Origin of the sequence: uncultured Brachyspira sp., assembly GCF_944390845.1 — a bacterium.
Taxonomy (GTDB): Bacteria; Spirochaetota; Brachyspiria; order Brachyspirales; family Brachyspiraceae; genus Brachyspira; species Brachyspira pulli.
In genome coordinates this window covers 1-6,296 of record NZ_CALXRM010000119.1, presented here as the reverse complement: position 1 = coordinate 6,296, position 6,296 = coordinate 1, and the positions used below count along the sequence as shown (strand labels likewise).

The window sequence follows — 6,296 nt, the reverse complement described above, 5'->3', positions numbered from 1 at the left end:
GTTTATCTTTACTTAATTTACTTCGTTTCATACTTAAATTTTAACAAATTTAAGTTATCTAGGACAGCCCCAAAATTAATAAAAAATAAGGACAGCTATTATTTAAAACCGCCCTTATTTTATAGCATGATATTACACGCTAATATGTATAAAGATCATCTACACCTTTACGTGTCAAAACGTCATTCTTCTTTATTACATTAAACATACATTCAAGTATTTTAGAGTAATTAGCTTTTGTAAACTCCATAGCATCTTTATATTCTTTGATATGTTTATTGACTTTGTCTTTATCATTACTTATATGAGTTAATGTATTTCTTAATTGACTAACTGCGATCTTAGTTTTCTCGTCAAATTTTCCTTTTTCATTGTGTACATAATAATTGTAACATAAAGTAAAAACACTACATTTATAATATACATCAACTGTTCTTCCATCCCAATTAATTTCAGTATCAATATAGCCATTTATATGTTTTATAAAATTAAAAAGAGAAGTAACAACTAAATCCTTGCTTGAAAAAGTAAGAATTTCATATATACGAAGTATAATATTTTTATTTTGTATCCTTATGTTAGTATTTAATATGTTAGACTCAGCAGAAATATTTATAAGTTTTACTATTAAGCTATAATCAGTAAAAGAATCTTCTTTAAAAATATCCAAACAGCTTTTATGCTTTCCTAAAAAATGCAATGATTCTATAAGTAAAGGCTTTAACTTCTTTTTATAATCATCAGCATTTATATACTCTTTTAATGACATTATAATCTGCTCTATAATATCATATTTCTTCTCGCATTTTAATATATCAATATAGCTTACAATCTGATCATTTAATTTCAAATAAAGATTAAGTTCTTTGGCTTTGGTTCTGGTATAATAAAACATATATATAAGCTTTATATTTTCTATTGCTTCATATATAATTGTATTATCAGTCATTATATCAAATCCATTTTCATATCCTTTATCATTATATTTATAAAACTTAAGCCTAGAAAATTTAAGTATATAATTAATATTAAGAGTTATACATATATCAATGATCTTTTGTATTTTTTCTATATTCTTTAAATCTTTTCCTAATAAAGTAAACTCATAGCATAAAGTTTTTAATAAATACAATTCGTCTTTGCATGATTTTAAATGATCTTCATTATCATTATTTTTAGTATGTCCTAATGAAACAAGATATTTTCCAATTTTATTTTCTCTTGTTACAGAATAATAATTATCCAATGCCATTTTTTTAATATCACCATTATAGTTAAAATAGCATGTTTCTCCATTTTCATTTTTATATTTATTCCTATCAAAATAACTATATACATACAAAACATTATAGTTAAAATTAGAAATCTTTAAAGCAATAGCATATATTATCACTTCAAAATCACTATAACTTTCACACTCTATAAATAAGATATAAAACATATTTTCAAACAAAGCGGCAAATCTTTCTATCAAAGTCATGCTATCATCTCTAGTAACTGATGATACAACAGAACACATATATGATACAGCAATATCTTTATATTTTTCATCTTTAGTTTGTAAATATTTAAAATAGTTATATTGAGCTAATAAATTATAAACATTTGCATAAGTTTTAAATATATCAAGAGCCAAATAATCATCTGTCCAAAAATATATATACTCAAGCCTTTCTACATTCATATCATAGGTAAGATGATATTTATAATCAATAAAACGAACAGTATTTAAATATTCTATAGCATTATCAATAAATCCATCCTTGTTAAGGATTTCATGTATATTCCAAAGACGGAAAGGATTAAATCCTACAAACTGAAAAGGTCTAATATTAAAGTAAAAATACAGCAAATTAATGTTTTCAAATTTAGCATCTTTAAAATTATTTTCAGCATAGCTATAAAAAGAATGATTATCTAATTCCATTATTAATTCTTTTACACTGTCGGCATACTTATAAATATCAAAATCTTCATTATAAAATTCTTCACTAACAATAACATAATCATTACTTAAAAATTCTTTAACTTTAACAATTCTAGCCAAATACATATCATATAAAAAATACAAAGCATTATAAACCTGTATTTCCTTTTCATTTTTACTTTCCATAACAGCTTTTATTTTGGTGAATGCAAAAAAGAAAAAGAACTCCTTATAATTGAGAGTAATATGATATTCATCAATATTCCTATATAAATAATTGACTGCTTGAAGTAATATAGACATATCTATTTCATTAGCAGCATACATATCAATCAAACAATTTATTCTTTCGCATAACTCTTTCTTTTTGCATTCTCCATATTCTCCACCTTTATATACATACAAATTATATTCATCAACTTTTGGTTGCACATCAATTTTATTCAATTTAGATAACACTTCATCTAATTTTTTGCTGTCAAATTTTTTGTATAATTCTCTCATATTTTATCTCCTATTTTAATTAATTATTAATTCTTACAATTCTATAAAATCAAAAATTTATAATTTAGAAAATTAAACTGATTTTAAGTTGTATTAATGATGAAGCTAACAAATAGAATATAACTAAGCCTGTAGTTAGAACTGAAAAGAATTAACAAATAATTAAAAAGAATACACTTCAAAAATATAAAACATTCTTTAAATATTTTATCAATTTCTGTGCAATTTAATAAAAGGAAATTACATTTTTTTAAATCATTAAATATCATAATAGCCATGCCTCCTACACAAAATCAATGGTGACACATATTAGATATTAAGATATTTAACGTTTTGATTATAACTCATAAAAAAATAAAGTCAATGCAAAAAATTATTATATATTATAAAAAATGAAGCCCTAACGGAGCGTGGTAATGATATAAGGTTAAATATATAACCATAACCGAAAAATAATTTTTTTAATTTACTTTATATACTAACCGAGTGAAAGGAAAATAAAAAGTTATAAATTTTTTACTTATTATATACCCGCCACCTGACTGAGCGTAGCGAGGAAATACCCGGACGAAGTCCACCGGAGGTGAGGGTACGACCTTATAGTTAAACAAACATTTTTTAAACAATAAGTCCAAAAATCTAATTTTTTTAAAGACTACGAAAAAAAGTTGACTTTCCCAACCCTAACAAGCTAGCCATTTGAACTACTCGCCTAGCTTACACACTCCCTACGGTCGGCACCTTCCCGCACGGCAACGCTTACCCTTACAGCAAGTACAATGTAAGCGACCGAAGGAAGTACTGTAAAGTATGCGGTTTATTATCCAACATCAAACAAAAATAAATTAACCAAAAAGCCAACCCAGAAATATAAAAACTAACCAACAAACAGAAACTAACCCAGAAATAATTTTTTTGAAAATTCACATTATTACCCACCCAAACCCACCATATATAGTTAAACAAACATTTTTAACAAAACAAGCCTACAAACAGGAATTTTTTTGAAAAAACACGAAAAGATTGTACTTTTTTCATAGGAAAAAAGTACCAAAAAACTACTTCTTTTGTGGCACAAAAGAAGCAAAAAGCATTAACAATCTAATAATATAGCTTTAAATTAGGCATTGCATAAATGTTCTTTTTTTATAAAAAAGAACCAAAAAAATTTTAATTATATTAATAATGCAGGCTAAAGCCTTTTACTCTGAAATAATAACCTACTTAAATATGCGGCTGATTACCCAACATAAAAAATAAACTAACTAAAAATCTAACCCAAAAATATAAAAACTAACCCACAAACTAAAACTAACACAGAAATAATTTTTTGAAAATTTACCTTATTACCCACCCGAACCCACCCTATATAGTTAAACAAACATTTTTAACAAAACAAGCCTACAAACAGTAACTTTTTTAGAAAAAATTAGAAAAATACTGTACTTTTTTCAATAAAAATTATGAGCTTCTGGCAAGTTTACTTGACAGAACCCAAAAGCGAACAATTTTTATTTATAATAAAACAAAAGAAGCAAAAAGCATTTACATACTATAGGGATAATCCAATTTTTCTGGTAATATCCCAAAACGCTAACGCGAATTTTTATTAAATATACAACGCAGGCTAAAGCTTTTTAATCTGAAATAATAATATACTTAAATATACGGCTGATTACCCAATATTAAACAAAAAATTATAAATATAATAACATTTGCTAATAAGTAAAATCAAATTCAGGTTCAGATATTTTTTTATTTAATAAAGACATATCATTATTAATTGAATTAAATACAGACTTCATACTTGGATGTCCATCTCTATTTTTTTTTATAGGAATACCACCTTGACTAATAAAAAATTTATTAGCTTCAGCTGTTTCTGGAGGATGAAAAAAATCAACTACAAATAACTTATGACCTAATTTTAATGTTTCTTTTCCCGCTTCAAAAGTACCACCATCTCTTCTTGATTCTATTAATATCATAGCTATTGATAAACCTATTATTACCTTATTTCTTCTCATAGCATTCATAGCATTCCAAGTCAAATTTGGCATAAATTGGGATATAAAAACATGATTTGTATTATTAAGATAATTTTTTACTTCACCTTTAATACGCTTTTTTAATATCCCCTCTGGTATAACAAAAATAGTATTACCATTATTTGAAAGAGCAGACATATGAGCAGTTAAATCCGTACCTGAAGCATATCCGCTAACTACAGTTATATCATTATTTACTAATTCCTTAGCACATTCATAGGCTATTTGTTTTCCTTTATCAGATACTTTTCTAGAACCACAAAATCCTATACTATTTTTATTTAAAAGAGCTAAATTTCCTTGAACAAATATTACTGGCGGCGTATTATTACCCAATGTATTTTTTAATCTTTCAGGATACATTAAATCATTTTCTAGTATCATATATATATTATCATTATATAATTGTTCTGCTAATATTTTTGCTTCATTTTCAGTTTTATAAATATTAGTATAAATATCATCTTTTAATTTTAAAATAGATTTATCAGTAATAATATCTTTCCAAGATGCATTTTTATTAAGCTTCAAAAAATTTAAAGCTTTTTTAATTGCCGCTTCACCTACACCTTTAGCTAGTGCATATTGTAGAAAATCTACATTATACATTTGTATTATCACTATCCCTTAAAGATTTTACAGCTGATATTCCAATGACTTGTTTTGCCCCTAATGATTTTAGAAATTTTGCATAACTCCACATAGAAACACCAGACTGATATAAGTCATCAATAATTATAACATCTTTATCTGTTATATCAACTTTTTCAATAAACTCAAACCCATTAGTATCGGAATATATTTCATTCCAAATACTAATTTTTTCATTTAAAGTTTTATCTTTAAATGATGGTTTATGACATTTCAAAATAAATAAATTATTATTCAATATATATGACAGCCTTTTAACCAATTTATATGAAAGTTTATTATTTTCATTTTCATCAATATCAATTGGTATCGTTGTAAAATAAGTATCTTTTTTATTTATTGGTAAAATATCATAACACTTTTTTATTTTTTCTACTAAAACATTTCCATAATACTCTGCTTCTTCATCAGTTATTTCACTTCTTCTATATTTTAATGAAAATTCAGCTTCTCCTACACTTGTTCTAATTTTATTATCAAAGTCAAAATTAAAATCTGTTGCAACACAATAATCCAATATATTATTATCATTAAAATAATTTTTTATATGATTATTTAAATTCAACCAAATAAATTCATTTATATAATCTAAAAGATTTTGAACTTTTTGCTCTAATAATATATCATTTAAGCTTAATAAATAATTATTATTTTTTGTCTTACACCAATGATTATCGTTCAAAGCTAAATTAAATGATAATAATTCTTTAAACTTATATGAGGTCACTATATTATCTATATTAACATATACCCATAGCTCACTTCTTACTCTTCTTGTAAAATTTATCATAAAAAACTCCGTAAGGACAATATATCCCATTTTATAATAATACAAAACCTCTTATAGTTCCTTTTATTCACCAAATAATTTTTATTTTAACTGTTCAACCAATAATTGAGTAACTAAAGAAATAGCACTGTTAATTGCTAAATCCTTTATTTTAGTAAAAATTTTCTTTTGTTTCAGTCCACTTAAAAATTCACTTCCTTTTAAAGTTAGTTCATAAGAAGTACAATCAACTCTTACAAAAGGACTACCAATATTTGGAGCAAAAGAATATTGATACTTTTTATTAATATTTTCTATACACTGCACAGGAGCCAGACATATTGCATTAAGTATTCCTTAGTTTTTTAAAGTATAACATAGGTGTATCATAATTTAA

At 24.7% G+C, this 6,296-nt stretch carries 4 protein-coding genes; all 4 read right to left on the bottom strand.

All coding sequences use genetic code 11. The features are described from left to right. Nucleotides 1–139: 139 nt before the first annotated feature. Nucleotides 140–2,431, bottom strand: a complete 2,292-nt coding sequence (locus Q0K52_RS14480) for a hypothetical protein (protein ID WP_297300591.1) — start codon at nucleotides 2,429–2,431, stop codon at nucleotides 140–142. A gap of 1,718 nt (nucleotides 2,432–4,149) precedes the next feature. Next, nucleotides 4,150–5,088, bottom strand: coding sequence for a DNA-processing protein DprA (locus tag Q0K52_RS14475; RefSeq protein ID WP_297300590.1), 939 nt, complete (start codon nucleotides 5,086–5,088; stop codon nucleotides 4,150–4,152). Then, nucleotides 5,081–5,920: a hypothetical protein gene (locus Q0K52_RS14470; RefSeq protein WP_297300589.1), complete on the bottom strand. Its 840-nt coding sequence runs from the start codon at nucleotides 5,918–5,920 to the stop codon at nucleotides 5,081–5,083. The genes Q0K52_RS14475 and Q0K52_RS14470 overlap by 8 nt, the downstream gene beginning before the upstream one ends. Nucleotides 5,921–6,001: 81 nt before the next feature. Next, on the bottom strand, nucleotides 6,002–6,226 hold the full coding sequence (locus tag Q0K52_RS14465) for a hypothetical protein (RefSeq protein ID WP_297300588.1): 225 nt from the start codon (nucleotides 6,224–6,226) through the stop codon (nucleotides 6,002–6,004). Nucleotides 6,227–6,296 lie beyond the last annotated feature (70 nt).

Coding starts and splice junctions, on each gene's coding strand:
- Q0K52_RS14480 (WP_297300591.1), bottom strand. CDS start 2,431: ATGAGAGAATTATACAAAAAATTTGACAGCAAAAAATTAGATGAAGTG.
- Q0K52_RS14470 (WP_297300589.1), bottom strand. CDS start 5,920: ATGATAAATTTTACAAGAAGAGTAAGAAGTGAGCTATGGGTATATGTT.
- Q0K52_RS14475 (WP_297300590.1), bottom strand. CDS start 5,088: ATGTATAATGTAGATTTTCTACAATATGCACTAGCTAAAGGTGTAGGT.